Origin of the sequence: Streptomyces sp. NPDC058240, from assembly GCF_042882135.1 — a bacterium.
Lineage (GTDB): Bacteria > Actinomycetota > Actinomycetes > Streptomycetales > Streptomycetaceae > Streptomyces.
Map to the genome: position 1 here is coordinate 104968 of NZ_JBHVWT010000006.1, position 24873 is coordinate 129840.

Genomic DNA, 24873 nt, shown 5'->3' on the forward strand with positions numbered 1-24873 from the left:
GCTTCCGCATGGTACGGGGGCCGGACCGGACCGGGGTCGAGCGACTCCGTACGGCAGTTCTCACCTGACGGTCGAGGACGCCACCGGGCCCGTCACCCGAGAACGGGGGCCCGAGGACGGCGCCCGGCCCGGCGGCCGAGGGGCCGCGGCCGCCGGGCCGGATGCCGGTCATGCCTTCGCCCCGAGGGGCGTGTCGGGTCAGCTGCCGCTCCACCAGCGCGAAACGACCCGCCACAGCCTCACCGGTGCGGATTCGCCGCGCTGCTGCGGGATCCGGCCGACGGCGGACGGTCCGGAGGCCGTGTTCCCCGATTCGCCGGCGGCCCTGACCGCGGCCGTGACAGTGGCCGTGACCGTCGTACCCGTGGGCGCGACGGCCGGGGCGCGACCGGGTGTGGGGGCGGTGTGCCGGACCGTCGACTGCACCTCCCAGTCCTGGCTCTGCGGGTTGGGCCTCCCCATGGACGGCGGTTCCTTGTCGTCCTGCGGCGGGCGCGCGGCGAAGTCCGCCGGAAGCTCCACCAGGTGCCGGCCCATGATGTTCCCGATCCAGCTCAGCTCGCTCTCCTCGACGGCGAGTTCGAGGTCGGGCAGCCGCATCAGCAGGGCGTCGACACCGACATCCGCGACGGCTCGTCCGATGTCCTGCCCGGGGCATTCATGCGGGCCGCCGCTGAACGCGAGATGGGCGCGGTTGCCCGCCATGTCGGCGCCCGGATCGGGCCGGACCACGGGGTCGGTGTTGGCCGGTGCGATGCCGACGATCAATGCGTCGCCCGCCTTGATCTGCTTGCCGCCGAGCTCGGTGTCACCGACCGCCCAGCGGCCGAAGACCGCGGTGAACGGCGGCTCGTCCCACAGCGTCTGCTCGACCGCCTCGGGCACCGTCATGTGACCACCGCTGAGCCTGGCCCGGAATCGCGGGTCGGTGAGCACCATGCGCAGGACGTTGGCGATCAGGTTGGCGGTCGCCTCGTAGGAGGCGATGAGGACAAGCCGGAGATGCTCGCTGACCTCCTGGTCGTTCAGCCCTGCGGGGTGCTCGACGAGCCAGGTGGCGAAGTCGTCCGCGGGCTCGCGCCGGCGACGCTGGACGAGCCGGGTCAGCGCGTCGAGAACATAGGCGTTGCTCGCGACGGCGGTCGCCGTGCCCCGGGTCATGTCGCGGGCGGCCTGGACCATCCGGTCGTTGTACTCCTCGGGCATGCCGATGATCGCGCACATCACCATCATCGGCAGCCGCTCGGCGAACTGGCTGACCAGGTCGACACGGCCCTGCTGGCAGAAGTCGTTGACGAGCCGGTTGCTGTAGCGGTTGACGTGGCGGCGGACGCCGCGGGTGTCGATCCGGCCCATGCTGTCGGTGACCGCGCCGCGCAGGCGTTCATGGGTGGCACCGTCGGCGAACACGCACATCGGCTGCCAGGTGAAGATCGGGGCCAGCGGGTGGTCCGGGGCGACGCTGCCGTCCTGCAGGGCCCGCCACCGCCGGGAGTCGCGGGAGAACTGCGAGGGCGTACGGGTCATATGCAGGTTCTCGCTGTGCCCGAGGACCAGCCAGGCGGGTACGTCTCCGTGCAGCAGCACGGGGGCCACGGTGCCGTGTTCGGCGCGCAGTTTGTCGTAGAGCCCGTGGGGGTCCCGCTCGGCCTCCGGGCCGTAGAACCGGCGCAGTCCGCCGGGACCGACGCCGAGGCCGTGGGCCGGGCACTCGGGGGGCGGAACCGGCCCCTGGGCCGCTCCGGGCTCGTAGTGGAATGGGGTTGTCACGATCGCTCCAGGGATCAGGCTTCCAAGTACCGGACGATGGGGGATGCGCGCGGGGGTTGGTACTGCGGTCAGGCGAGCGGGAGGGCCAGGCTGTGCAGATAACGCATCAGGGTCATCAGCACGTCGCGGCTGGAACCGCGCAGTCGGGCGTCGCAGTCGATCATCGGGACCTCTTCGGAGAGGTCCAGGGCGCTCCGCAGCGCCTCTACGGGGTGTTTCGGGGCGTCGGGGAAGGTGTTGATGGCGACGACGAACGGCACGCCGCGCTCCTCCAGTCTCCCGATGACGTCGAAGCTGACTTCGAGCCGTCGGGTGTCGATGAGGACCACCGCGCCGAGGGCACCTTCGAACAGGCCGTTCCACAGGAACCAGAATCGTTCCTGGCCCGGGGTGCCGAACAGATAGAGGATCAGCTCCTCACTGATGGAGATCCGGCCGAAGTCCATGGCGACGGTGGTGGCGGTCTTGCTCTCCACCCCGAAGTTGTCGTCCACGCCGACACCGGCCTGGGTCATGGTCTCCTCGGTGGTCAGCGGCCGGATCTCGCTGACGGAACCGACCATGGTCGTCTTGCCGACCCCGAACCCGCCGACGATCACGACCTTCACCGCGGCTGTCGCCGTGGTGGGAAGGACGTCCTCGTGCCGGGGGCCGGTGATCGTGTCAGAGCTTCTGAAGTCCATGCATCACCGCTTCGAGAAGGGACCTGTCCGGGAGGGTGGCGCGGACGATGGGTGCGCGCGATTCGATGAATCCGGCAGCGAGGAGTTCGGTGAGGAGCGATGTCACCACGCTGAAGGGCAGACCGAGGTATGCCGAGATCTCGGCGACGGATAACGGTGCCTGGCAGAGCCGCAGGATCACGGCCTGCTCGGGCTGGACCGTCGGCGTCGGCTGTGCCTGCGCGACGATCATCGTGACCAGATCTAGCTGTGCCCGCTCGCTGCCGTCGGGATCGCCGGTGATCACGTACAGCCGTTCCGGGTCGCTCAGTGCCGGATCGGCTTTTCGGCGTTCTCTTCGGGGAGAATTCATCCGGCCTGCCCGTCGTGGCGCGGCGGACTCGTCAGGTGGGCACCGATCCTGACGACCATGTCGCGCATCCGCGATCCGACGAGTCCCGCATCGACCGTCTCACCGGCGAGGACGGCGAGGTACGCGCCCGTTCCGGCGGCCATCAGGTAGAAGAAGCCACCGGTCACTTCGATGACGACCAGTCGCATGAGACCGTCGCTGTACGGGATTTCGGAGGCGACGGCGGCGGCCAGGCTCTGCAGTCCGGCACAGGCCGCCGCGAGGCGGTCGGCGACGTCGGGGTCGCCGCCGTGCCGGGCGATGCGCAGACCGTCGGCGGAGAGCACCACGATCTGGTGGATGTCCGGTACGTCGTCGGCCAGTTCCTTGAGCATCCAGTCCATGTTTCCCCGCTGCTGGATCACTTCAGGTCTCCCTTGTCCCACGCATCGTCAGAGTCTTCGTCGGTCTTCGGCTCCTGCGGCACGCCGTTGACCGCGTTGGTGAAGGCCTCCAGCCAGAGCCCGGGGGGCTGCTCCTTGCCGCCGGAGCCGCCGGGCCCATGACCGTGGCCGTTGGTGTGGCCGTTCGTGTGGCCGTTGGTGTAGCCGTTGCGCTGGCCTGCGGTGGGGTCGACGGGCTGGGCCGGGAGGTTGTGCGAGCCCAGGGGCGCCCGGCCGCGACTGCGGCGTTGCGGGAGCCCGCCCGCGGTCCACTCGGTCACCACGGGGACGTCGTCCTCCATGGCGGCCGCAGGAACGACCGGCCGGGTGACCGGCGCGACCGGCCCGGTGGCGGGTCGCTGGGCCACGGGGGTACGGGGCTTGCGGCGGGCCGGCACGACGTGCTTCATCGCCTCCTGGTCGATGTCGCTGGTGGGCCTCGACGTGGCGCCGATGCCGTGGGCGATACCGGGAGCGGGTCCGGTGGTGATCATCGCGCGGGGCACGATGAGCACGGCGCGGACACCGCCGTACGCGGACTGCCGCAGCGAGACCTGGAGGTCGTACATCCGCGAGAGCCGGCCGACGACGGCCATGCCGAGCCGCGGGGACTCACCGAGGTCGTTCATGTTGGAGCCGGCCTGGGCCCTGGCGAGCATGTTCTCGGCCCGCGAGCGGGCCTCCTCGCTGAGCGAGACGCCGCCGTCCTCGATCTCGATGGCGATGCCGGTCTGCACCTCGACGGCGGTGACGTGCACCCGGGTCTGCGGGGGCGAGTAGCGGGTGGCGTTGTCCAGGAGTTCTGCGCAGGCGTGGATGAGCGGCTCGACGGCGGTGCCGATGATGGCGACCTTGGCGATCGAGTGCAGATCGACGCGGGGGTATTCCAGGATCCGCGACATGGCGCCGCGCAACACGCTGAACAGCGGTACGGGCTTGGGCCACTGGCGGCTGGGCCGGGCGCCGCCGAGCACCGCGATGGAGTCGGCGAGGCGGCCGATCAGTGCGGTGCCGTGGTCGATGCGGAGCAGGTCGTCGAAGACGTCGGGGTTGCGCCCGTGGTGCTCCTCCATCTCGCGCAGTTCGCTCGCCTGGCGGTGGACGATCGCCTGGACGCGCCGGGCGACGTTGACGAAGGCGCGCTGCGCGGAGTCACGCATCGCCTCTTCGTTGTCGATGATGTTCAGCACCGTGTAGACGAGGGTGCGTTGGGCGTCCGGCAGGTCGCGGTACAACTCGTCCGCGTCGACGACGTCGCGGAGCACTTCCTCGGGCGAGTTGCCCACGCGCAGCCGGTGGATGGCGGCCGGCAGGAGTTCCTTGCTGATCCGCACGGTCTCGTCGTCATGGGTGGCGATGCGCCGCTCCAGATCGGCGAAACGCCGTTCGTACACCGCGCGCTGAGCACGCAGATCGCGCGCCCGGCGGGCGAGTTGGACGCTCAACGCGACGGCCACGACGGTGGCGACGGTGCCGCACCACACGACTGGTATCCGCGCGGCCGCGGAAACCAGTGCCACCGCGGCGGCGGTGGCGCCGCCCATCAGGAGCACGGGCAGCAACACGGCACGAGCGACTGGGGTTTCCCGGTCGATCGGCGGTGATTCAACACGAACCATCTAAGACCTCTGGCGGTTGATTCGGGACGTATGCACGCTTGCAGGACAGTCATGAACAAGCGCTCGAATTCATATCAACTCGACTTCACTGCGCGTGAGCTTAGTCAGATCGAATCAGTGCTTCGGCACATTCACCCAACCCCCTGCGCGGGCGCTCCAGCGGTAATACACTCACGAGTTTTTGCACGCACCGCCGTCACACGCACACAAGGAGTGACGCCCGGTGCGATCCGGCGAGGAAGGGAGTCGTACGTACCGGAGAACGGGACAGCGTCCGAGCCGACCGACGTGCCCGGCCAGGCCACCCTGCCGAGCACGTACGGTGGCAGCGGCGGCAGTTGAGCGACTCACCCCCGGCCTGCCACTCCATCCTGTCCCGCAGCGCGGGATAGACGTACATGTGATCGAACCGGATCGAAAGGAGCACATTCATGACTCATGGGCGGGTGGACGGCCGGGTCACCGAACTGACACCGGAACCGAAGGGGAACGGACACACCATGGGGCCCGATCGGGGCTACACCATCGAGTCGCTGGACACCGGGCTCCGGCTGATGCAGCTCTTCCTCACCCATGACACGCTCACCGTCTCCGAGGCCGCCGGGCTGCTCTCCGTGGGCCGGTCCACCGCGCACCGGGTGCTCAGCACCCTGGAGGGACGCGGCTTCGCGATCCGGGACTTCTCCGGCCGCGGTTACTCGGCCGGTCCGGAGCTGGTCCGGCTCGGCCGCCCGGCGGGATTCGGCACGGCCGTCCGCGAACGGCTGGGAGCGGTACTGGAGGACGCGCTGCGGCGCACCGGCGAGACGGTGCAGAGTGCGGCGCTGATCGGCGACCGGATCGTCGTCACCGACGGCCGCGAGTCCCCGCATCCGGTGCGGGTGATGCCGGGGGTCGGCGGTACGCACCCCGCCCACGCCACGTCGGGCGGCAAGATGCTGCTCTCCCGGATGACGACGGAACAGGTCTGCGCCCTCTATCCGCGGGAGGAGCTGCCCGCGGCAAGCACGCCGAGCACCGTCACTTCGCGCTCCGCGCTGCTCGCCGAGCTGGAGGAGATCCGCTCCCGCGGATACGCGCTCAGCCGCGGGGAGTCGGTCCAGGGCATGAACACCGTGGCCGTACCGCTGGCGGGATCGAGCTGGCGCGACCGGCTCGCCCTGATGGCATCGGCACCCGCCGACCGCGGCGACGACGCGGCGCTCGCCCGTCGCGCCGAGGAACTCCACGTGTCCGCCGCGCTGTTGGGCACGGTCTGAGTGATCCCTGCCGTGCAGCCGGGGCGGAGCGCGCGCCGGAGCGGACCACCCGAACACGGTGGTCCGCTCCGGCGGCCTGCTCCGACTTCCGGGCCGGCCGGGGTCCCTACGCCCGGAGTTCGATGCTGTGCGCGTCCACCAGGGCGGCGATCCGGGCGAGAACCTCGTCCGCGGGCTGCGGCTCCAGCCGGGTTCCGTCGCGCAGGCGCAGGGCCACGTGTCCTTCGGCCGCTTCCCTGGCCCCGATGACCGCCTGGCAGGGCGCCAGGCGGGCTTCCCGGATGCGGGCGCCCAGGGTACCGCGCTCCGGTCCGGCGGTCTCGGCCCGCAGTCCCAGGTCGGCGCATTGCCGGGCGAGCGCCTCGGCGGCCGGCAGTTCGGCGCCGGAGATCGGGAGGATCGCCACCTGGGTGGGGGCGAGCCAGGCGGGGAGGGCGCCGCCATGCGCCTCGATCAGATGGGCGACGGCCCGCTCCACACTGCCGATGATGCTGCGGTGGACCATGACCGGCCGGTGTTTCGCGCCGTCGGCGCCGATGTAGTGCAGGTCGAACCGGACCGGCTGATGGAAGTCGATCTGCACGGTGGACAGGGTCGACTCGCGGCCCGCGCCGTCGGCGACCTGCACATCGATCTTGGGGCCGTAGAACGCGGCTTCTCCCTCGGCCGCCTCGTAGGGCACTCCCGAGCGGTCGAGGACCTCGGTCAGCAGAGCGGTGGACCGCTGCCACATCGCCGGGTCGTCGACGTACTTGCCTCCCGCGCCCGGGAGGGAGAGACGGTAGCGGGCAGCGCTGATGCCCAGCGCCCGGTACGCCGCGCCGATCAGCTCCAGAGCGGCCCGCGCCTCCTCGGCCACCTGGTCCGGGGTGCAGAAGATGTGCGCGTCGTTCAGCTGGATGGACCGCACACGGGTCAGTCCGCCGAGCACTCCGGAGAGCTCGGAGCGGTACATGCCGCCCAGCTCGGCCATGCGCAGCGGCAGTTCGCGGTAGCTGTGCGAGCGGGAACGGTAGATGACCGCGTGGTGCGGACACAGGCTCGGCCGCAGCACCACCTGTTCCCCGCCCAGGTCCATCGGCGGGAACATGTCGTCGCTGTAGTGCGACCAGTGCCCGGAGATCTCGTACAGCTCCCGCTTGCCGAGCACCGGCGAGTACACGTGCCGGTAGCCGGCCCGCCGTTCGGCGGTGCGGATGTACTCCTCCAGGGTGTGGCGCACGGCGGCGCCGTCGGGCAGCCAGTAGGGCAGTCCCGCGCCGATCAGCGGGTCGGTGTCGAACAGGCCCAGCTCGCGGCCGAGCTTGCGGTGGTCGTGCATGGCGGTCTCCTCGCGGTCGTCGGGCGGGTGACCGCAAGGCGAAGCCCCGGGGCACTCGCCCGGGGCTTCTCACTGCACAGCTGTCAGCGCGCCGGGACACTCTCCGGCGTCGTCGTCATGGCAGCGCGCTTCATGCGGTGGACGCTAGCAGCGGTGTACCGGCATCCGCGCGGTATTTTCCGGCGCCGTCGGCACGGACCTCGCACCGCCCCGCGGGCCTTCCCCTCGGTTCAGCGCCGGGCGCCGCCGATACGCCCCTCCAGCTGTACCAGCAGCTCGCTGAGCTGGGCGCTGAGCCGGGTACGGGACTGCTCGTCGAGGCCGGACAGCACCGTGCGTTCGTACGCGAGCTGCCGGGGCAACAGCATGTCCACCAGCTCGCGGCCCTGCTCGGTGAGGCGAACGTGGTTGACGCGGCGGTCGCGGTCGTCGCTGCGGCGGTCGACCAGACCGCGCTCCTGGAGGACCCGCAGGCGCTTGGTGACCGCGGCGCCGGACGAGAAGGTCTCCCTGGCCAGTTCACCGGGGGTGAGTTCACGGTCGGTACGGCGTACGGCACCGAGCAGGTCGAACTCGGCGCGGGTCAGACCGGCGGCGCGCAGCGGGGCGTCCTCCGCCTGCTGGAGCAGGGCCGCGCAGCGGTTGATGCGGCCGATGAGTTCCATCGGTCCGGTGTCCAGCTCCGGGTTGACGGCCTGCCACTGCCGTACCACCGAGGCGACGATGTCGTCGGTCACACCGCTCCGTTCTCCGGGGCGCGGGCGATCGACCCCCGCCGTGTTGCTGTCGCGGCGAGCGTACGGTGTCCGGCCTGCTCGGCGGCGAGGACCTGCTCCTGGGGCAGGGCGCGCTGCCACCATTCGCCCGCCGCGGTGTCGTCCGCCTCGCGCAGCTCGACGAGCGATCCGGTCAGTTCGCGGCGGGCGGCGTCGAGCGCGGCGGGCGCGGGCTGCGGGACGGCCAGCGCGTGTACGGCGCGGGCGCGGGCCAGATCAGTGGCGGCCAGTGCCTTCTCCAGGCGTCCGGCGGCCCGGCGGTTGGTCACCAGCATGGCGGAGAGCAGGCCCACCCCGGCGCCGATGACGGTGTCCAGGACCCGGTCGCCGATGAGTTCACCGGCCGGGTGGGTGCCGCCGAATTCCAGGACCAGCAGCGCCATCGGGGTGACGGCGACGGAGCCGAGCCAGTAGTTGCGGGTGATCAGGGCCTCCGCCGCGAAGCCGAAGAACAGGCAGAAGCCGATGAGCGCCAGCGGTCCGGTGCGGCTGACCGGGAGGACGGCGGCGAAGACGAGGACGCCGAGCAGATTGCCGAGGGTGCGCTGGAGGGCCCGGTTCCAGGACAACGTCACATTTGCCTGGTACAGCGAGGCGGCGGTGACGATCGCCCAGTAGGGACGGCCGACGCCGGCCGCCTGGGAGACGTAGCCGGCCAGGGCGCAGCCGATGAGCGCGCGGGCGCCGATGGGCAGCAGCGGGGAGCCCGGGGCGAGGCGGCGCAGCAGCGCGCGGCGGGCGTCGCGGCGGCTGCCACCGCGCCGGGCGGCCCGTTCGGCCTCGATGCCGAACAGTTCCTCGGACGTGCCGGGGGCGGGCGGCGGAGTGGGAACGGGGCCGCGGGCGCGGGTCTGCCGGGCCCAGGCGCGAAGCCGGTCGAGGTCGGGAGCGGGAGCGGGGACGGCCGGGGAGGCGTCGAGGGTGCCTTCGGCGAGGGCGGCTTCGGCGTGGACGACGAGGCGTTCGAGCGCCCGGCGTACGGGAGTGGGGCGTCCGGCGGCGAGCAGGGTCTGCCAGGCCGCGTGCACGGCAGCGGCGGCGGCGTGCCGGGTGCGGTGGCCGGGGTCGGCGAGGTACGCCGCGGCCGCGTCGAGGGCGCGGGCCGTCGCCCGGCGCTCCGGGCCCTCCCGGCGGAAGAGCGCGGGGCCGACCGTGACCAGCCAGGCGATCACGCCCGCGCCCAGGGTCAGCGCGAGATGACCCGGCACCTGGCCGAGACGCTGTGGGGCGAAGAGCGCGGCGGAGGTGACGAAGGTGAAGATCACCGGTCCGGGCGGACCGATGCGGGTGGCGTCGCAGAGCGTCTTCTGCCCCGCCGCGAGCAGCGCCCCCACCGCGATCAGCACGGCGGTCGACCCGGTGAGAGAGGCCGCGACCAGGGATGCCGCCAGGCCGATGATCATGGCGACGACGACTCCGGCGACGGCCCGCGCGCGACGGGCGTACGGCAGGTTGTGGCCGTACAGCGCACAGAGCGAACCGGCCATCGTGTACATCACGAGGTCGAGCCGGTCGACGGCGAGCAGCACCAGATCCGGTACGGCGGTGGCGACGACCACGCTCAGCGCCGGTTTGAACCACATGTCCGAGGGCCGGGCGAGACGCAGCGGAGCCGCCAGCGGGAGTCTGCGGACGGAGGGCTGCCGGGACCGGATAGTTGTATCGCTCACCCAAATACTTTAGCAGGTATTACACTCGTAAAACATTTCCCTCCGATGGCCGCCTCCCGCACGAGGTCATAGCGTTCGAGTGCGCAAGGACGGACAGGCGCAGGCACAGGTACGCGTCCACGCGCCCCACGCACCCACGGAGGAATCCGAATGAAGCTCACCGAACCCGTGCCCAGCGGCCCCTGCTGGATCGAGTTGAGCACCCCCGACATCCCGGCCGCCAAGTCGTTCTACGCGGCACTCTTCGGCTGGCGCTCCGAGACCGATCCGCGCGAGGAGGCGGGCGGCTACACGATGGCGCACCTCGGCGACGCGCGAGTGGCGGCGCTCAGCCCGATCTACCAGCCGGGTCAGCCGACGGCCTGGACGGTCTCGTTCGCCACCGAGGACACGGACGCCACGGTCGAGCAGGTGAAGTCGGCGGGCGGCTCGCTCCTGGTGGGCCCGATGGACGTGTTCGACCAGGGCAGGTTCGCGGTCGTCGCCGATCCGTCCGGCGCGGTGTTCTCGTTGTGGCAGGCGCGCGCCTTCGCCGGTGCCGAGCGGCTGAACGACCCCGGTGCGCTCGGCTGGGTCGAACTCGTCACCCGTGAGGCCGACCCGGCGCTCGCTTTCTATCCCGCGGTCTTCGGATGGACGGTGAACGCCGCACCGGAGCGCTACACGCAGTGGGGCGTGGCCGGTGAGGACTTCGGCGGGATGCTGATCATGGACGACAGGTTCCCGCCGGAGGAGCCGCCGAACTGGCTGCCGTACTTCGCCGTGACGGATGTCGACGCGACGGCCGCGACGGCGCAGGGAGCCGGTGGTGAACTGCTGATGCCGCCGACCGACATTCCGGACGGGCCGCGGATCGCGGTCGTACGGGACCCGCAGGGTGCGGTGTTCGGCATCCACCGGGCAGGCAACGAAGGTTAGAGTCTTTCGTTCGGATCCGGTCCGATCCGAACGAAAGGCCCCATGGTCCCCTGGAGTTCAGCCGATGTACGAGAGCGATGCCGGACTGCTCGCCCCCGGGTGGGCCGGCTCCCCCGCCGAGACGACCACGGGCGACAGCGCCTTTCTGCAGGCGATGCTCGACGCCGAGGCGGCGCTCACCCGTGCCCAGTCCGGCTGCGGGCTCGCCCCCGCGGAGGCCGGGCGGGCGGTGACCTCGGCGGCGGCCGACGCGGGCCGGTTCGACGTACGGGACCTGGCGCTGCGCGCACGCGCGGACGGCGATCCGGTCGTCCCGCTGGTCATGGACCTCCTCGCCGCGGTGGAGCAGGAGGTCCGGCCGTACGTGCACCGGGGCGCGACCAGCCAGGACATCCTCGACACCGCCGCCATGCTCGTCGCCGCGCGGACCCTGGCTCCGCTGCTCGACGATCTGGCGCGGACCGCGGACGCGGTGGCACGGCTCGCCGCCGCGCATCGCAACACCCCGATGGCCGGCCGGACGCTCACCCAGCACGCCGTACCGACCACTTTCGGACTCAAGGCGGCAGGGTGGCGGGCGCTGATCCTGGACGCCCGGGACCGGCTCTCGGCCGTACGGGAATCGCTGCCCGCACAACTCGGCGGCGCGGCAGGCACGTTGGCCGCCTTCGAGGCGTACGCGCCCACCGAGGACATCGACGGGATCGATCCGGGGCTGCCCCTGATCCAGGCGTTCGCGAGCGAACTCGGTCTCGCCGAACCTCTGTTGCCGTGGCACACCCTGCGTACCCCGATCGCCGACCTGGCGGGCGCGCTCGCCTTCACGGCCGGTGCGCTCGGCAAGATGGCGGCCGATGTGCTCAACCTGTCCCGCACCGAGATCGGCGAGCTCACCGAGGGGCAGGGCGATGAATCGTCCGCCATGACGCACAAGACCGATCCGGTGCACGCCACACTGATCGCGGCGGCGGCCCGTCGCGCCCCCGGTCTGGCGGCGACGCTGTACGGCTCGCTCGCCGCCGAGGACGAGCGTCCGGCCGGGGCCTGGCACGCCGAGTGGGAGCCGCTGCGCGAACTGCTGCGGCTCGTCGGCGGGGCCGCGCACCGCGCCGCCGAGCTCACCGGCACACTGCGCGTCGTCCCGTACGCCATGCGGGAGAACCTCCAGCTCACCGACGGGCTGATCGTCTCGGAGCGGCTGGCCGCCGTGTTCGCCGAACGAATCGGCCGCACGCGCGCCAGGGAGGTGCTGGTGGGCGCCGCCCACCGGGCCCGTGCGGAGACCACGGACCTGGCCGACGTCCTCGCCGATGTGCTCGACGAGGAACCCGAACTCGCCGGTCTCGACCTGGGCGAACTGACCGACCCCGCCCGGTACACCGGATGCGCGGGCTCCCTCACCGATCGCGCGCTCGACCGCGGCTGACCGGTCCGGTGCGCCTCAGATCAGCCGGCCCTCGCGGGCGATGACCCGGCCGGCGCGTACGACCAGGGACGGGATCGGGCGGTCCACGACGGCCTCGGGCAGCGAACCGGCGGCCACCAGGACGAAGTCGGCCGGGTCCCCGGTCTCCAGCCGGGAGGCGGGCAGTCCGAGCAAGGAGGCGCCGCCCTGGGCCACCGCCTCGTAGCAGGCGGCGAGTTCGGCATCGGTGCGGGCATCCGTGCGGTAGGCCAGCAGATGGGCCCGGCCGAGCATGTCGCCGTCACCGAACGCCGTCCAGGCATCGCGCACGCCGTCCGAGCCGACGGCGACCCGCACGCCGTGCGGGGTGAGCCGTGCGGGATCCAGGACCGGGTCGCCGCCCAGGGCACAGGTGACCAGGGAGACACCGGCGTCGGCCAACCGCGCCGCGACGGCGTCGCGTTCGTCGCCCCCGAGCTCGGCAACGGCGAAGGCGTGGCCGATGGCGACGCGTCCCTGCATCCCGGCGGCGACGGTACGCCGGGCGATCTCGGTGACCTGGCGCAGCCCGACGGGCCCGCCGTCGTGCAGATGGATGTCGACCGGTACGCCCTTGCGGGCGGCCAGCCCGAACACGAAGTCCAGCTGGCCCTCCATGTCGTCGTCGATGCCGATCGGGTCGAGACCGCCGACGATGTCGGCGCCCTCGGACAGGGCCTGCTCCATGAGTTCCGCGGTGCCGGGCTCGCTCAACAGGCCGAGCTGGGGGAAGGCGACGATCTGGACGTCGAGGAGGTCCTTGCGGGCATCGGCCGCCGCCCGCACCCCGTGCACCCCGGAGAGGCCGTGGACGGGGGCGACATCCACATGGGCCCGCATGGCGCGGGCGCCACGGGCGACGGCCCGGTCCATGAGCGCCCCGACCCGCTCCTCCACCGGGGTCGTGAAGGCGGTCCTGGCCCGTACATCGCCCTCGATCAGGTCACGGAGCGTCCCGGCGGGTTCGCGGCTCAGCCAGGGCCCGCCCCAGGTCGACTTGTCGGGGTGGATGTGCGCGTCGACGGGCGAGGGCAGGGCGAGGGCTCCCGCGGCGTCCACGGTCAGGCAGCCGTCGGGCAGCTCCGCCGGGTCGTACGCGGCGATCCGGCCGTCGGAGACCAGCAGGTCACGGGTACGCCCATCGGGGGAAAGGACGGCGGTGAACAGGACATGGGGGCGGGCGGGGGCGGGCGTCGCCATGGGGCGGGGTCTCCTTCGGTGGTGCGCGACGTCGTGCGCGGGGGGCGTGCTGGTCAGGGCCGGAGCCGGGGACCTGGATCCGCCGGTGCGGCGGTGGTGGTGTCAGCGGTGGTGGCGGCTGCGGCGAGCATCTGCATCGCGGTCTCGCGCGTTCCGGCCACATGACGGCGGGCGATCCGTTCCGCCGCCTCCGCGTCGCCGCTCCTGATCGCCTCGTAGAGCAGTTCGTGCTCGCCGCACATCACGGGACCGTCGCCCGGCTCGGAGGTGAGACTGAAGAGCCGGCGCAGCCGGCCGTCCAGCGGCGCCATCAGGCCCTGGAGCAGCGGATTGCCGGACATGACGACGATCTGCTGATGGAAGTCGGCATGGACCGAGCCCAGTTCGCGGGTCCGGCGGGAGGAGTCCGCGGCGCGGCGGGCGCGGTCCAGGAGCCGCTCCAGGGTGCGCAGGCCGTCCCGGTCCGCGCGCCGGGCGGCCAGCGAGGCCGCCAGCGCCTCCAGGTGTTCCCGGATGTCGAAGAAGTCCGCGGCCTCGACCGGGCCGAGCGGGGCGACGAACGCGCCCTTTCGTGCCTGAGCCGCGATGAATCCCTCGGTCTCCAGTCGCTGGATGGCCTCCCGTACGGGGATGCGGGACACCCCCAGCTCGTCCGCGAGTTCCCGTTCGACGACGCGGTGCCCGGAGGGGTAGCGGCCGTCGATGATCCTCTCGCGCAATTCCACATAGACCTGGTCGCGCAGCGACTGATGTGCCGCACCGATCGTGCCGGTGGCGGTGAGGCCGGCGGTTCGGCTGCTGCTCATGGACTCGCTTCCTGCCCGTCGGAGCCGGTCTCTTCCGGCTCCCGTGCCGCGATCATCGCAGATTCCGGAAAGCTCCCGTAGACCCTTGCTTGGTATTCGGTATACCAGATAGCTTGAGCGCCGCGCCCAATCGATGCGCCCTGAACTGGTCTTTTCCGCTGACCCATGCCTGGAGCAGGCATCGGCTTCGGCGTCCAGCCGCCCGTTCGCACCTGAGGAACCACCGATGACACAACCCTCGACGGCCGTCCCGCCGCCCGCCTCTCCCTCCCCCTCCTCCCCCGGCCTGCCGAATGCCGCCCCACCGTCCGGCGGTCCGGCGGGGAGCCTCGCCAAGGGGCAGATCGGCACCTTCGATCTGGTCTTCTTCGTCGTGGCCGCGGCCGCGCCACTGACCGTGCTGGCCGGTGTCGCGCCGTTCGCCATCGGCATCGGCGGTCCGGGCACCCCGCTCGGCTATCTGGTCTCCGGTGCGCTGCTGGTGCTGTTCGCCGCCGGGTTCACCGCAATGAGCCGCTACGTACGCAATGCCGGAGCCTTCTACGCGTACGTCGCCCGGGGCCTCGGCCGCACGCTCGGCGTCGCCACGGCCTATCTGGCGACGCTCTCGTACAACCTCGTCGCCCCTGGTGTCGCGGCCGGCTTCGGCTACTTCGCCTCGACGACCGTGAGCGATCTCACCGGTGCGGAGCTGCCCTGGTGGCCGCTGTCGACCCTCTGCGTGCTGGGCACCGGCGTACTGGGCTGGCTGCGGGTCACACTGAGCGCGAAGGTGCTGGGGGTGGCACTGGTCCTGGAGGTCCTGGTGCTGCTGGTGATGGACGTCGGGGTGCTGGCGGCCCGGGGTACCGACGCCCTGGACATCACGTCCTTCGACCCGTCCGTGCTGGCCTCCTCCGGCGGTATGGCGGGGATGTTCGTCCTGGTCATCGGCGCGTTCACGGGCTTCGAGGCGACCGCGATCTACGCCGAGGAGGCACGCGACCCGGACCGTACGGTGCCCCGCGCCACCTTTGTCGCGATCGGATTCCTGGCGCTGTTCTACGCCGTCGGGGTGTGGATCCTGATGGGGAGCTTCGGCACGGACGAGTCGGTCGCGATGGCCCGGTCGTCGGACGGCCCGCAGCTGACGTTCCACGCGGCCGACCGGTTCGTCGGCCCGTGGCTCGCCGACTCCATGCATGTACTGATCGTGGTCAGCGCGTTCGCCGCCACCCTCGCCTTCCACAACGCCGCGGCCCGCTACCTCTACGCCCTGGGCCGCGAGGGTCTGCTGCCGCGCCGTCTGGGCCGGGTCTCGCCCCGGCAGGGCTCACCGGTGACGGCGGTCGTGGTACAGACCGCCTTCGGCCTGGTGATCGTGGGGGGCGGTGCGCTGATCGGTGCCGATCCGTATTCCGAGATCTTCCTGTGGACCAACAGCACCGGCGTGCTCGGCATCATGATCATGCAGGCGCTGGCCGCGCTCGCCGTCTGCTTCTTCTTCCGCCGCGACCGGTGCGGCATGTCGGTCTGGCGGGTCGCGGTCGCACCGCTGATCGCCTTCGTGGGTCTCGCCGTCCTGTCGGTGCTCGCGACGCTCCACTTCGATCTGCTCACCGGGCGCACGGGTGCGGTCAATGTGGCGCTGCTGGTGCCGCTGCCGGTGGTTCTCGTGGCCGGGGTCGTGGTGGCGCTGCGCATCCGTCGCTCCGACCCCGGGCGGTATGCGCGGCTCACCGAGGTGGACGTCGAACGGGACTGAGCGGCGGCGCCTGTCGGACAGCCGAACGGCCGGCGCCGCCGCCGTGGCGGTCAGCCGTTCGCGTCGTCCCCGCGGAGCCTGGCGTGGAGATGCATGTCGTGCCAGCCGTCGGCGTGCAGATGGGAGTGGCGCCGGGTGCCCTCCAGGGCGAAGCCCGTCTTGGCCGCCACCCGGCAGGACGCCTCGTTCAGCACGGAGTGCGCGAGTTCGAGCCGCTCGAATCCGATCTCGTCGAAGGCCCAGTGTGCGAGCGCCGAGACGGCCCGGGGCGCCACGCCCCGTCCGCGGGCGGCCGGCAGCACCCAGTAGGCGCATTCCGCCAGACCGATCTCCGGCACCAGGGAGCGGAGCGAGACCCGGCCGAGCACTTCCCCGATCCCGTCGCCGGCCCCCTCGGGGCGTACGACGGCCCAATGGGCCGCGGTCTCGCTGTACCAGGCGTCCCGCCACTGCTCGATCCAGTCGCGCGCCTCGTCCTCGGTGTCGGCCCGGCGCAGATGCCAGTGCTGGATCGCCGGATCGGAGAAGGCGGCGACGACGGTCGGTGCGTCCTCCTGCCGCCACGGCCGCAGCAGCAGGTCGTCGGCGACGGCAAGAGCCGGTTGGGCGGAGTCCGCGAGGCGACCCGGAGGAAGGTGGGGCGGCACCAAGTACGGCATGGGCGCATCATCGCACGGGGACGGAACCCCCCAGGGCCGCATTTCACACCGGTCGCACACGCCGTCCGGCCGGCCGACCGGTCCGTCAGCCCACCTGCTCGTCGGTCGCCTGGACGTGGTCGGCGATGCCGACCACGAGGACCCTGGTGTCCGGTTCGATGGGCCGCCACCGGTGGACGAGGCCGCCCGCGCAGTAGAGCGCGTCGCCCTGTTCGAGACGGTAGAAGTTGCCGTCCGCCTCGACCTCCACCGAGCCGTCGGCCACGTACAGGATCTCGTCGTTGCGGTGCCGGAACTCCCACCCCCAGTCGTGCGCACCGGTGAACTCCAGGGCGTGCAGCCGTTGATGGCCCCGGACCAGTGGGCGCATCCGGCCCTCGCCCTCGCCCTCCGCCCCGGTCTCCCGTACGGCGGCGGAGGTGCGGCGCACCACGTCGACGGGCCGGGGCACCTCGGCCGTGGACAGCAGCTGGACCGCGCTCGTGCCGAGCGCGTCGGCGATCCGCTGGAGGGAACCCATGCTCGGCCGGGAGTGGCCGTTCTCGATCTGGCTGAGGAAGGGGACGGAGAGTCCGGCCCGCCGCGCCGAGCACCCCCGTAGCCACCGAATGCCGCACGCCCGGGTGCTCCCTCGCACGGAAGGCCGTGCGAGGGAGCACATGCATGACATCCACCCCATCCACCCCTCATTGAAACTTCACACACCGCGTACGATGACGGGATGAACGGGCTGAGCGAACGGACGCGCCGACGGACGCAGGGCACCTGCGCGTCGGCCGTGCTCGGCTGGCTGTTCGTGCTGCTCGCCATGGTCTCGTGCTGTTCGATCACGGCCCCGTCCGCGCACGGCTCCGGCACCCACCCGGCGGCCGCTGTCCGGACCATGACACCCACGCACCAGGCGCTCGCGCGGATCGTGGTGGCCGACGCCCCCGAGGACCGGGGCATGGGCAGTTCCTGCCACGGAACCTCCGAGCACGCGACCCCGGTCGTGCTGCCGGCACAGAGCGCACCCGCGGCCCTTCCCGGTACGACCACCACCGCTCCGGTCGCCCCGCTCACCGGCGCGGCCACGATCCGCGGCCCGTCCAACGACGCCGTGCGGGAAGTCGACCATCTCCGGCTGCAGGTTCAACGGATCTAGAGGCACGCCCCGTTCCCCGGGACACCCGAGGAACGGACTCCGCATGCCCTCAGCTCCATCGGTCTTGTTGAACCCAAGGACTCTCCATGGCATCCGCCAAGCAGCAGAACACCTCTGCCTCCGCACGTCGCGCCAAGCTGGAGGAGGCCCGCCGCAAGGAGCGGGCCCGCGAGCGGCGCAGCCGCATCATCACCATCACCGCGTCCGTCGCCGTGGTCGCCGCGCTCGTCGCGGGCGGCGGCTATCTGATGTCCGCCGCCGACGACAAGGAAAAGGCCGAGGTCGACGCCAAGGCCTCGCCGGTGAAGGGCGAGCGGACCTGGGACAAGCTCACCCAGAACCACGTCGACAAGAAGGTCGCCTACCCGATGAACCCGCCGGTCGGCGGCGATCACAACCCGATCTGGATGAACTGCAACGCCGACATCTACACCAAGGCGATACCGAAGGAGAACGCCGTCCACTCCCTGGAGCACGGCGCGGTCTGGGTCACGTACACGAGCAAGGCGAAGCCGGCCGACCTGGAGAAGCTCCGTGAACGGGTCGAGTCGACGCCCTACTCGCTGATGAGCCCGGTCGAGGACCAGGCCGCCCCGGTCATGCTCAGCGCCTGGGGCAAGCAGGTGACGGTGACCGGCGCCGCCGACGCGCGCGTCGGGCAGTTCTTCACCAAGTACGTGCAGGGCCCGCAGACCCCGGAGCCGGGCGCGGCCTGCACGGGTGGGGTCGCCCAGTGACGTCCGCGGTCCGCTCCTCGCGTCCGATGATGCTGGCCGGCGGTGCGGTGCTGCTGCTGGCGCTGGGCCTGGTCGTACTCATGCTCGTACGACCGTCCTCGTCCGCGGGCTCCGCCTCCACCGCGGGCTCCGCCTCCACCGCGGGTTCCGCCTCCGCCGCGGCCGCTCCCTCGGACACATCGGTCGACGTCGGGTTCGCCCGCGACATGTCTATCCACCATCAGCAGGCGGTCGAGATGTCGTTCATCGTCCGGGACCGCACGTCCGACGAGGCGGTGCGCCGGCTCGCGTACGACATCATCAACACGCAGGCCAATCAGCGGGGCATGATGCTCGGCTGGCTGGAGATGTGGGGCCGGGCGAAGTCGTCCAGTGCCCCTCCGATGGAGTGGATGGGCCACACCTTCACTCCCAGGGGCGACGGTTCGCTGATGCCCGGCATGGCGACCGACACCGAGCTCGACGCGCTGCGGGCGGCGAAGGGCAAGGACGCCGAGGTGCTGTTCCTGAAGCTGATGACCTCGCACCACCGAGCCGGCGCGGAGATGGCTCAGGCCGCGGCCGACTCCGCGGACACGGATGCGATCAGGAACCTGGCGGCGGGCATGGTGCGGGGCCAGCAGTCGGAGATCGCGCTCATGGCGGACATGCTGAAGGAGCGCGGTTCGACGGGCTGAGTACCGCGTGCCCGGAATCCCCGACGGTCCGTTCGCGGCGGGTCGCCTCCCCCGCGAACGGACCGTTCCCGGACCGGCCCCGGTACCCGCACGGGCCGAAAGTCCGGTACGCCGGATCGCATAGGCTCAGCTCCGACATGAAGAGCAACGTCACACCGCTGGGGCCCAAGGCCGACAAGGACACCGTGCGCCGGAGCAATCTCAGCCTCGTGCTGCGCGCCGTCCGCGACGAGGCGGCGGGTGGGGCGACCAGGGCCGCGGTCGCCGCACGGGTGGGACTGACCCGGGCCGCGGTGTCCTCGCTCGTCGAGCAGTTGCTCGGCACCGGATTCCTCACCGAGTCCGGCAAGACCTTCAGCGGACAGGCGGGCCGTCCCGGGACCGCGCTCAAGGTAGCCCGCACCGGGCCCGCCGGGCTCGGCGTGGAGATCAACATCGACTACGTGTCGGTGTGCGTCGTCGACCTGGCGGGCACCGGACGGGTGCGGCTCACCGAGCACCTCGACAACCGCGGCGCACCGCCCGCGGAGGTCCTGGCGCGGGCGGCCGGAATCGCCGCGCGCACCCTGGAGTCGGCGCGCGAGCAGGAGCTGTTCCCGGTCGGGGTGGCACTCGCGCTGCCCGGCCTGGTTTCCGGCGGTACGGTGCGCCAGGCGCCCAACCTGGGCTGGAACCGGGTTCCGGCCGATGAACTCTTCGCCGCCGCGCTCGCCGCCGAGCGTCCAGACGGTGCGGCGCTGCCGGTGCGTGCGGAGAACGAGGCCAATCTGGCGGCGCTGGCCGAGCTGTGGTTCGGCGGGCTCGACGCGGTCCGCAGCTTCCTGTACCTCACGGGCGAGATCGGTGTCGGCGGGGCCCTGGTCATCGACGGTGAACTACTGCGCGGGGCGCACGGCTTCGCCGGCGAGATCGGGCACGTGGTGGTGGACGCCGAAGGGCCGGAGTGCCGGTGCGGCTCGCGCGGTTGTCTGGAGCGGTACGCGGGACAGGCGGCGCTCCTGCGGGCCGCCGGGATCGAGGAGTCGGGCGGCGGTGCCGGCGTGGCCGAGCTGGAACGGCGCGCCCGTGCGGGGGACGAACGGGCGGTGGCCGCCGTCGCGGAGGCAGGCCGGATGCTGGGACGGGTGCTGTCCGGGGCGGTGAATCTGCTCGACCCGGATGCCGTGGTGCTCGGCGGGATCTACCGGAACCTGATGCCGTGGCTCTCGCCGTCCGCCGACGAGGAGCTGACCGGCCGTGTGGTGTCGGGTCTCTGGTCCCCGGGGGGCGGGCGGCTGCGCGCCTCGTCCGTCGCGGGTGACGCGGCACGGGGCGCCGCGGCGCTGGTGTTGACCCAGGTGCTGGCCGACCCGGTGGCGTACGCGGGCCACCCGACCGGTTCGGCCGGGTGAACGGGTACGGGGCGGCCGGACATCCGGCCGCCCCGTCGCACAGGCCCGTGGCGCCGTGGCCCCGCGGGCCTGTGCCCCGGGCTCAGCGGACCCCGAGCAGGTGGTCCATCGCCAGCTGGTCCAGGGCTTCGAACGCCATCCCCCGTTCCGCCGCCGCGTCCACGTCGAACTCCTCGAACGCCGACGGGTCGGCCAGCAGCCCCGCCACTCCGTCCTCGGCGGTGGGGCGGGCCAGCTGATCGAGCCGGGACGCGCGCAGCGCCTCCCGCACGGCGGGGTCGGCGCGGAACGCGGCGGCGCGCTCCTTGAGGATCAGATAGTTGCGCATGCAGCCCGCGGCCGATGCCCAGACACCGTCGTGGTCCTCGGTCCGCGGCGGCTTGAAGTCGAAGTGCCGCGGGCCCGCGTAGCCGGCCGTCTCCAACAGGTCGACGAGCCAGAACGCCTGGCGCAGATCGCCCGCGCCGAAGCGCAGGTCCTGGTCGTACTTGATGCCCGACTGACCGTTCAGATCGATGTGGAAGAGCTTGCCCGCCCACAGCGCCTGCGCGATGCCGTGCGGGAAGTTCAGCCCGGCCATCTGCTCGTGCCCGGTCTCCGGGTTGACGCCGACCAGTTCCGGTCGTTCCAGGCGCTCGATGAAGGCGAGGGCGTGGCCGATGGTCGGCAGCAGGATGTCGCCGCGCGGCTCGTTCGGCTTGGGCTCGATGGCGAACCTCAGGTCGTAGCCCTGCTCGGTGACGTAGTCGCCCAGCAGGTCGAAGGCTTCCTTCATGCGGTCGAGGGCGACCCGGATGTCCTTGGCGGCGCCGGACTCGGAGCCCTCGCGGCCGCCCCAGGCGACGTAGGTGGTGGCGCCCAGCTCGACGGCGAGGTCGATGTTGCGGAGGGTCTTGCGCAGCGCGTAGCGGCGTACGTCACGGTCGTTGGCGGTGAACGCGCCGTCCTTGAACACCGGGTGGGTGAACAGGTTCGTCGTCGCCATGGGGACGACAAGGCCGGCCGCGTCCAGCGCCTGCCGGAACCGCTTCACGATCCCTTCGCGCTCGGTGTCCGTCGAGCCGAACGGAATCAGATCGTCGTCGTGGAAGGTCACACCGTACGCGCCCAGCTCCGCGAGCCGCCGCACGGAGTCGGCCGGGTCGATCGGCGCGCGGGTCGCGTCGCCGAACGGGTCGCGCCCCTGCCAGCCCACCGTCCAGAGTCCGAAGGTGAACCTGTCGTCGGGGGTGGGCGTGAAGCGTTCCGTCATCGTCTGGCCGCCTTCGGTGCCGTCGGGCCCAGGACCGATCGAGGCACCCGGGCCTTATTTGTTCAGTGACATGACTAATGATGCACGGACCGCGTCCGGCACGTAACCCCTCGCCACGGGCCGCTGTCGGGCGGGCACCCGGTGACGTAATTTGTTCTGCGCACGATCAAATCCCGCACCGCATGCAGCACAGGAATGAGGGCGCCATGCAACCGCGTACCGTCGTCATCGGCGTGGACAGTTCCACCCAGTCCACCAAGGCGGCCTTCGTCGACGCCGCGAGCGGCCGGCTGCTCGCCGTCGGCCGCGCACCGCATGTCGTCAGCGGTACGGCGGGGGCCCGCGAGAGCGACCCGGAGGTGTGGTGGCAGGCGCTGCGCGCCGCCGTCACCGCCGGGCTGAAGGAGTCCGGAGCCGCCGCCTCGGCCGTGACCGGCATCGCGATCGCCGGGCAGCAGCACGGACTGGTCGTCCTCGACCGGTCGGGCCGCCCGCTGCGCCCCGCGATGCTGTGGAACGACACCCGCTCCGCCCCACAGGCCGCCGCGCTCAGCGAGGCGCTCGGCGGCCCGGACGCCTGGACCGCGCGGACCGGATCGGTGCCGGTGGCCGCCGTCACCGCGTCGAAATGGCGCTGGCTGCGGGAGTACGAGCCGGACAACGCCGCCGCGACCGCGGCCGTGCGCCTCCCCCACGACTTCCTGACCGAACGGCTCGCGGGCACCGCCGCCACCGACCCCGGCGACGCCTCGGGCACCGGCTGGTACTCCACCGCGACCGGCGCCTACGACCCCGTGCTCCTCGAACTCCTCGGCCTGGACGCCGCGTTGCTGCCCGAGGTGGCCGGGACCGGCGCGACCCGCGTCGGCTCGCTGACCGCCGAAGCGGCCGACGCGCTCGGCCTGCCCGCCACGATCGCCGTGGCCGCGGGCACCGGGGACAACATGAGCGCCGCCGTCGGCCTCGGACTGGGTGGCGCCGGACTCCTCGACCACCCCGTCCTCAGTCTCGGCACCTCGGGCACGGTCTTCGCAGCCTCCCGGACCCGGCCCGCGTCACCGGCGCTCTCCGGTTTCGCCGCGGCGGACGGTACGTATCTCCCGCTGGCGTGCACCCTCAACTGCACGCTCGCCGTGGACAAGGTCGCCGCACTGCTCGGCCTGGACCGCGACGACACGTCCCCCGGCGGCGAGACGGTGCTCCTCCCTTACCTCGACGGCGAACGCACCCCCGATCTGCCCACCGCCTCCGGACTCCTCACCGGTCTCCGGCACGACACCACGCCCCGGCAACTCCTCGGCGCCGCCTACGAGGGCGCCGTCGTCACCGTACTGCGCGCCCTCGACGAACTGCTGCGGGCCTGCGGCCTCGACCCGGCCGCCCCCGAGGTGGCCGCCCGGCCGCTGCGCCTGATCGGCGGCGGTGCGCAGGGGCGGACCTGGGTGGAGACGGTACGACGGCTCTCCGGCCGTCCCGTGATCGTGCCCGGCAGCGGCGAGCCGGTGGCTCTGGGCGCCGCCGCCCTGGCCGCGGCTGCGGCCACCGGCGCCGACCCGGTCGCCATCGCCGCGGACTGGGGCACCGGCGAGGGCGCCCAACTGCCGCCCGTCCAGCGGGACTCGGCCACCTGGGAACGGGTCGGTTCGGTGCTGGAGCGAGCCTCCGGCCCACTGCTCGGCGGTTTCTGACGGTTCCACGGCCGCCCCCGGACCGGTTTGGGGAAGCGAAGCGATCTTCACTACTATCCGGCGATGATCATAAGAAAAAGGCTGACGGTCGGGGTGGGCATCCTGCTCGCCACCCTGACCGCCGGGCTCGGTTCGGCGCTCCCCGCCGCCGCCGACGAAGCCCCCGCCAAAGCCTCCCCCAAGGTCGAGCTGGTGCTCGACGTCAGCGGCTCCATGCGGACCCGTGACATCGACGGCCAGTCCCGGATGACAGCCGCCAAGCAGGCGTTCAACGAGGTCCTGGACGCGGTGCCCGAGCAGGTGGAGCTCGGCATCCGGACGCTCGGCGCCGACTACCCGGGCAACGACCGCAAGGTCGGCTGCAAGGACACCAAGCAGCTCTACCCGGTCGGCCCGCTGGACCGCACCGAGGCGAAGACCGCGGTCGCCACCCTGGCCCCCACCGGCTGGACCCCGATCGGCCCGGCCCTGCTGGGCGCCGCCGACGACCTCAAGGGCGGAGACTCCACCCGCCGGATCGTACTGATCAGTGACGGCGAGGACACCTGCGGCCCGCTCGACCCGTGCGAGGTGGCACGTGACATCGCGGCCCGCGGCATCCACCTCGTCATCGACACCCTGGGCCTGGTGCCCAACGCGAAGATCCGTGAACAGCTGACCTGTATCGCGGAGGCCACCGGCGGCACCTACACAGCGGTCCAGCACACCGATGAACTCTCCGGCCGCGTCAAGCAGTTGGTCGACCGGGCCGCCGAGCCCGTGGTCACCCCCGTGGCGACCGAGGGCGCGGACAGCTGCTCCGCCGCACCGCAGCTCAAGGCCGGCCTGTACACCGACCGCGAGAAGTTCGGCGAGCACCGCTGGTACCGCGTCGATGTGCTGCCCGGTCAGGAACTGCGCGCCTCGGTCAGCGTCTTCGCCGACCGTGCCGTGAACAACGACTACGGCGTGCTGCTGCGGGCGCTGACCGTGCACGGCCGGGAGATCGTGCGGGGCTCGGAGTCGGGCACCGGCCGTACGGACGCGATCTCCTCCGGCCTGCGCTACCCGAAGGCCGAGGTGGACGGCTCGGACAGCGACGACAAGCCGGCCGCCGAGACCGTGTGCCTCCAGGTCGCCAACTCCTTCTCGGCCCCCGCCTCGGTGAAGACCTCGCCCGGCATGCCGGTCGAGCTGACCGTGGACCTGGTGGACAGCCCGGACGACGCCGCCGATGCCGCCGCGTTCGGTCTCGGCCGCGGCTGGTGGCTGCTGGGCGTGCTGGTCCTCACCGGACTGGTCGCGGGACTGCTCTTCGGCTGGATCTCGCGCTGGCGCGTCGCCGTCTGGAGGACCAACTGA

General features: G+C 72.0%; 22 protein-coding genes and 1 pseudogene. 10 read left to right on the forward strand and 13 right to left on the reverse strand.

All coding sequences use genetic code 11. From position 1 onward, the window contains the following. Window positions 1-198: 198 nt before the first annotated feature. The 5 genes from ACFVX4_RS14335 to ACFVX4_RS14355 all read right to left on the reverse strand — a co-directional run bounded on the left by ACFVX4_RS14335 (window position 199) and on the right by ACFVX4_RS14355 (window position 4846). Window positions 199-1770, reverse strand: coding sequence for a cytochrome P450 (locus ACFVX4_RS14335; RefSeq protein WP_389976075.1), 1572 nt, complete (start codon window positions 1768-1770; stop codon window positions 199-201). 68 nt (window positions 1771-1838) lie between these two features. Continuing rightward, window positions 1839-2453: an ATP/GTP-binding protein gene (locus tag ACFVX4_RS14340; RefSeq protein WP_389976078.1), complete on the reverse strand. Its 615-nt coding sequence runs from the start codon at window positions 2451-2453 to the stop codon at window positions 1839-1841. Continuing rightward, window positions 2434-2805, reverse strand: coding sequence for a DUF742 domain-containing protein (locus ACFVX4_RS14345; RefSeq protein WP_389976081.1), 372 nt, complete (start codon window positions 2803-2805; stop codon window positions 2434-2436). Before ACFVX4_RS14345 ends, ACFVX4_RS14340 begins: the two co-directional genes overlap by 20 nt. Continuing rightward, window positions 2802-3209 carry a roadblock/LC7 domain-containing protein gene (locus ACFVX4_RS14350; protein ID WP_093896207.1) on the reverse strand — a complete coding sequence of 136 codons (408 nt, stop codon included), beginning with the start codon at window positions 3207-3209 and terminating at the stop codon, window positions 2802-2804. The genes ACFVX4_RS14345 and ACFVX4_RS14350 overlap by 4 nt, the downstream gene beginning before the upstream one ends. Beyond that, window positions 3206-4846, reverse strand: coding sequence for a sensor histidine kinase (locus ACFVX4_RS14355; RefSeq protein ID WP_389976084.1), 1641 nt, complete (start codon window positions 4844-4846; stop codon window positions 3206-3208). The genes ACFVX4_RS14350 and ACFVX4_RS14355 overlap by 4 nt, the downstream gene beginning before the upstream one ends. A gap of 431 nt (window positions 4847-5277) precedes the next feature. Here ACFVX4_RS14355 and ACFVX4_RS14360 point away from each other — a divergent pair, with 431 nt between their 5' ends. Then, window positions 5278-6105 carry an IclR family transcriptional regulator gene (locus tag ACFVX4_RS14360; RefSeq protein WP_389976087.1) on the forward strand — a complete coding sequence of 276 codons (828 nt, stop codon included), beginning with the start codon at window positions 5278-5280 and terminating at the stop codon, window positions 6103-6105. A 106-nt stretch (window positions 6106-6211) separates the two neighbouring features. On the opposite strand, the pseudogene thrS reads toward ACFVX4_RS14360, so the two are convergent. The 3 genes and pseudogenes from thrS to ACFVX4_RS14375 form a co-directional block, all read right to left on the reverse strand. Then, a pseudogene (gene thrS / locus ACFVX4_RS14365) lies at window positions 6212-7432 on the reverse strand (threonine--tRNA ligase); the annotation flags it as partial. Window positions 7433-7656: 224 nt separating this feature from the next. Next, window positions 7657-8163 carry a MarR family winged helix-turn-helix transcriptional regulator gene (locus ACFVX4_RS14370; protein WP_389976089.1) on the reverse strand — a complete coding sequence of 169 codons (507 nt, stop codon included), beginning with the start codon at window positions 8161-8163 and terminating at the stop codon, window positions 7657-7659. Then, window positions 8160-9872 carry an FUSC family protein gene (locus ACFVX4_RS14375; RefSeq protein ID WP_389976092.1) on the reverse strand — a complete coding sequence of 571 codons (1713 nt, stop codon included), beginning with the start codon at window positions 9870-9872 and terminating at the stop codon, window positions 8160-8162. The genes ACFVX4_RS14370 and ACFVX4_RS14375 overlap by 4 nt, the downstream gene beginning before the upstream one ends. Before the next feature lie 150 nt (window positions 9873-10022). Here ACFVX4_RS14375 and ACFVX4_RS14380 point away from each other — a divergent pair, with 150 nt between their 5' ends. Both ACFVX4_RS14380 and pcaB read left to right on the forward strand, forming a co-directional pair. Then, window positions 10023-10790, forward strand: coding sequence for a VOC family protein (locus tag ACFVX4_RS14380; RefSeq protein ID WP_389976095.1), 768 nt, complete (start codon window positions 10023-10025; stop codon window positions 10788-10790). A 64-nt stretch (window positions 10791-10854) separates the two neighbouring features. Then, window positions 10855-12216: a 3-carboxy-cis,cis-muconate cycloisomerase gene (gene pcaB / locus ACFVX4_RS14385; RefSeq protein ID WP_389976098.1), complete on the forward strand. Its 1362-nt coding sequence runs from the start codon at window positions 10855-10857 to the stop codon at window positions 12214-12216. A gap of 15 nt (window positions 12217-12231) precedes the next feature. Here pcaB and ACFVX4_RS14390 read toward each other — a convergent pair whose 3' ends face one another. Both ACFVX4_RS14390 and ACFVX4_RS14395 read right to left on the reverse strand, forming a co-directional pair. Continuing rightward, window positions 12232-13434, reverse strand: a complete 1203-nt coding sequence (locus ACFVX4_RS14390) for an amidohydrolase (protein WP_389976101.1) — start codon at window positions 13432-13434, stop codon at window positions 12232-12234. A gap of 53 nt (window positions 13435-13487) precedes the next feature. Further along, a complete protein-coding gene (locus ACFVX4_RS14395) occupies window positions 13488-14240 on the reverse strand; it encodes a GntR family transcriptional regulator (protein WP_389976103.1) in 753 nt (250 codons plus the stop codon). 226 nt (window positions 14241-14466) lie between these two features. On the opposite strand from ACFVX4_RS14395, the gene ACFVX4_RS14400 reads away from it, so the two are divergent. Further along, complete coding sequence (locus ACFVX4_RS14400; protein ID WP_389976106.1) at window positions 14467-15984, forward strand: APC family permease; 1518 nt, start codon at window positions 14467-14469, stop codon at window positions 15982-15984. Between the two features lie 50 nt (window positions 15985-16034). Here the strand turns inward: ACFVX4_RS14400 and ACFVX4_RS14405 are convergent, their stop codons facing one another. Together ACFVX4_RS14405 and ACFVX4_RS14410 are read right to left on the reverse strand one after the other, a co-directional pair. After that, complete coding sequence (locus ACFVX4_RS14405) at window positions 16035-16643, reverse strand: GNAT family N-acetyltransferase (RefSeq protein ID WP_385552188.1); 609 nt, start codon at window positions 16641-16643, stop codon at window positions 16035-16037. A gap of 85 nt (window positions 16644-16728) precedes the next feature. Then, complete coding sequence (locus ACFVX4_RS14410; protein ID WP_389976109.1) at window positions 16729-17322, reverse strand: helix-turn-helix domain-containing protein; 594 nt, start codon at window positions 17320-17322, stop codon at window positions 16729-16731. A gap of 42 nt (window positions 17323-17364) precedes the next feature. On the opposite strand from ACFVX4_RS14410, the gene ACFVX4_RS14415 reads away from it, so the two are divergent. The 4 genes from ACFVX4_RS14415 (at window position 17365) to ACFVX4_RS14430 (ending at window position 20592) form a co-directional block, all read left to right on the forward strand. Continuing rightward, window positions 17365-17787 carry a hypothetical protein gene (locus ACFVX4_RS14415; RefSeq protein ID WP_389976112.1) on the forward strand — a complete coding sequence of 141 codons (423 nt, stop codon included), beginning with the start codon at window positions 17365-17367 and terminating at the stop codon, window positions 17785-17787. A gap of 86 nt (window positions 17788-17873) precedes the next feature. Continuing rightward, the gene (locus ACFVX4_RS14420) at window positions 17874-18524 is read left to right on the forward strand and encodes a DUF3105 domain-containing protein (protein ID WP_389976114.1); all 651 of its coding nucleotides are present in this window, start codon (window positions 17874-17876) and stop codon (window positions 18522-18524) included. Continuing rightward, window positions 18521-19201, forward strand: a complete 681-nt coding sequence (locus ACFVX4_RS14425) for a DUF305 domain-containing protein (RefSeq protein WP_389976117.1) — start codon at window positions 18521-18523, stop codon at window positions 19199-19201. The genes ACFVX4_RS14420 and ACFVX4_RS14425 overlap by 4 nt, the downstream gene beginning before the upstream one ends. 137 nt (window positions 19202-19338) lie before the next feature. Further along, entirely contained in the window at window positions 19339-20592 is a 1254-nt protein-coding gene (locus ACFVX4_RS14430; protein ID WP_389976120.1) for an ROK family protein, read from the forward strand. A gap of 82 nt (window positions 20593-20674) precedes the next feature. Here the strand turns inward: ACFVX4_RS14430 and xylA are convergent, their stop codons facing one another. Continuing rightward, the gene (gene xylA / locus ACFVX4_RS14435) at window positions 20675-21844 is read right to left on the reverse strand and encodes a xylose isomerase (protein WP_389976122.1); all 1170 of its coding nucleotides are present in this window, start codon (window positions 21842-21844) and stop codon (window positions 20675-20677) included. A gap of 206 nt (window positions 21845-22050) precedes the next feature. Here xylA and xylB point away from each other — a divergent pair, with 206 nt between their 5' ends. Together xylB and ACFVX4_RS14445 are read left to right on the forward strand one after the other, a co-directional pair. After that, window positions 22051-23532 (forward strand): xylulokinase, encoded by a 1482-nt coding sequence (gene xylB, locus ACFVX4_RS14440; protein ID WP_389976125.1) that lies wholly within the window; start codon window positions 22051-22053, stop codon window positions 23530-23532. Window positions 23533-23595: 63 nt separating this feature from the next. Then, window positions 23596-24873 carry a VWA domain-containing protein gene (locus ACFVX4_RS14445; protein ID WP_385333174.1) on the forward strand — a complete coding sequence of 426 codons (1278 nt, stop codon included), beginning with the start codon at window positions 23596-23598 and terminating at the stop codon, window positions 24871-24873.

What these genes read in the sequence shown, in the direction of transcription:
- ACFVX4_RS14340 (WP_389976078.1), bottom strand. Translation starts at nt 2,453, where the DNA reads ATGGACTTCAGAAGCTCTGACACGATCACCGGCCCCCGGCACGAGGAC.
- ACFVX4_RS14345 (WP_389976081.1), bottom strand. Translation starts at nt 2,805, where the DNA reads ATGAATTCTCCCCGAAGAGAACGCCGAAAAGCCGATCCGGCACTGAGC.
- ACFVX4_RS14355 (WP_389976084.1), bottom strand. Translation starts at nt 4,846, where the DNA reads ATGGTTCGTGTTGAATCACCGCCGATCGACCGGGAAACCCCAGTCGCT.
- ACFVX4_RS14360 (WP_389976087.1), top strand. Translation starts at nt 5,278, where the DNA reads ATGACTCATGGGCGGGTGGACGGCCGGGTCACCGAACTGACACCGGAA.
- ACFVX4_RS14380 (WP_389976095.1), top strand. Translation starts at nt 10,023, where the DNA reads ATGAAGCTCACCGAACCCGTGCCCAGCGGCCCCTGCTGGATCGAGTTG.
- pcaB (WP_389976098.1), top strand. Translation starts at nt 10,855, where the DNA reads ATGTACGAGAGCGATGCCGGACTGCTCGCCCCCGGGTGGGCCGGCTCC.
- ACFVX4_RS14390 (WP_389976101.1), bottom strand. Translation starts at nt 13,434, where the DNA reads ATGGCGACGCCCGCCCCCGCCCGCCCCCATGTCCTGTTCACCGCCGTC.
- ACFVX4_RS14395 (WP_389976103.1), bottom strand. Translation starts at nt 14,240, where the DNA reads ATGAGCAGCAGCCGAACCGCCGGCCTCACCGCCACCGGCACGATCGGT.
- ACFVX4_RS14400 (WP_389976106.1), top strand. Translation starts at nt 14,467, where the DNA reads ATGACACAACCCTCGACGGCCGTCCCGCCGCCCGCCTCTCCCTCCCCC.
- ACFVX4_RS14405 (WP_385552188.1), bottom strand. Translation starts at nt 16,643, where the DNA reads ATGCCGTACTTGGTGCCGCCCCACCTTCCTCCGGGTCGCCTCGCGGAC.
- ACFVX4_RS14410 (WP_389976109.1), bottom strand. Translation starts at nt 17,322, where the DNA reads ATGGGGTGGATGTCATGCATGTGCTCCCTCGCACGGCCTTCCGTGCGA.
- ACFVX4_RS14415 (WP_389976112.1), top strand. Translation starts at nt 17,365, where the DNA reads ATGAACGGGCTGAGCGAACGGACGCGCCGACGGACGCAGGGCACCTGC.
- ACFVX4_RS14420 (WP_389976114.1), top strand. Translation starts at nt 17,874, where the DNA reads ATGGCATCCGCCAAGCAGCAGAACACCTCTGCCTCCGCACGTCGCGCC.
- ACFVX4_RS14430 (WP_389976120.1), top strand. Translation starts at nt 19,339, where the DNA reads ATGAAGAGCAACGTCACACCGCTGGGGCCCAAGGCCGACAAGGACACC.
- xylA (WP_389976122.1), bottom strand. Translation starts at nt 21,844, where the DNA reads ATGACGGAACGCTTCACGCCCACCCCCGACGACAGGTTCACCTTCGGA.
- xylB (WP_389976125.1), top strand. Translation starts at nt 22,051, where the DNA reads ATGCAACCGCGTACCGTCGTCATCGGCGTGGACAGTTCCACCCAGTCC.
- ACFVX4_RS14445 (WP_385333174.1), top strand. Translation starts at nt 23,596, where the DNA reads ATGATCATAAGAAAAAGGCTGACGGTCGGGGTGGGCATCCTGCTCGCC.